The sequence below is a fragment of the Streptomyces beigongshangae genome (genome assembly GCF_019710745.1).
Lineage (GTDB): Bacteria > Actinomycetota > Actinomycetes > Streptomycetales > Streptomycetaceae > Streptomyces > Streptomyces beigongshangae.
The window spans coordinates 1-1,054 of sequence record NZ_JAHKJW010000169.1; the positions used below are offsets into that span (position 1 = coordinate 1).

Genomic DNA, 1,054 nt, shown 5'->3' on the forward strand with positions numbered 1-1,054 from the left:
CGACTCCCTGGCGTACACCATCTTCACCTCGGGTTCGACCGGCCGTCCCAAGGGTGTCGGCGTCACCCACCGGGGGCTGGCCAACCATGTCGGCTGGGCGGCCCGCGAGCTGGCCTCGCAGGGCGGGCGGGGTGCGCCGCTGTTCTCCTCGGTCGCCTTCGACCTGGTCGTCCCCAACCTGTGGGCGCCGCTGGTCACGGGCCAGCAGGTCCACACCGTCGCGCAGGACACGGACATCGCCGACCTCGGCGGTGTGCTCGCGGAGGCGGGTCCGTACAGCTTCATCAAGCTGACCCCGGGGCATCTGGACGTCCTGGCGGAGCAGTTGACCGCCGAGCAGGCGGGCGCTCTGGCACCGGTGCTCGTGGTGGCCGGTGAGGCGTTCACCCGCGCCACGCTGGAGCGCTGGCGCGCCCTGGCGCCGCACACTCGGCTGATCAACGAATACGGGCCGACCGAGGCGTCCGTCGGCACCTGTGTCTACCGGGTGCCGGCCGAGGAGTCGGCGGAGGTCCTGCCCATCGGCCACCCGCTGCCGAACATGACCATGTACGTCCTGGACGCCGGGCTCGACCCGGTGGCCGTCGGAGTGCCGGGTGAGCTGTACGTCGGTGGCACCGGTGTCGCCCGCGGCTACGCGGGCCGCCCCGACCTCACCGCCGAGCGTTTCGTCCCCGACCCGTTCGGACCCGCCGGGGCACGCCTCTACCGCACCGGTGACCTGGCCCGCACCCGGGCCGACGGCGCCGTGGAGTTCCTGGGACGGCTCGACGATCAGGTAAAGATCCGTGGATACCGGATCGAACCGGGCGAGATCCAGACCGTCGTGGCCGAGCACCCCTCGGTCCGTGAAGCGGTCGTGGTGGCGCGTGAAACGCCGACTGGCGCGCAGCAGCTCCTCGCTTACTACGTCCCGGCCGACAGCGCCGAGGACCCGGCCGTGACCGCGGCGGACCTGGCCGCACACTGCGCGACCCGGCTGCCCGACTACATGCTCCCGCAGGCCTACGTGGCGCTGGACGAGATCCCCCTCAACGCCAACGGCAAGACCGAC

Annotated in this window: 1 protein-coding gene; it reads left to right on the forward strand. The window is 72.1% G+C overall.

Going from position 1 to position 1,054, the window contains the following annotated elements; translation table 11 throughout:
• A partial coding sequence (locus KM933_RS38655) for an amino acid adenylation domain-containing protein (RefSeq protein WP_221362346.1) occupies positions 1–1,054 on the forward strand: 1,054 nt, incomplete at both ends.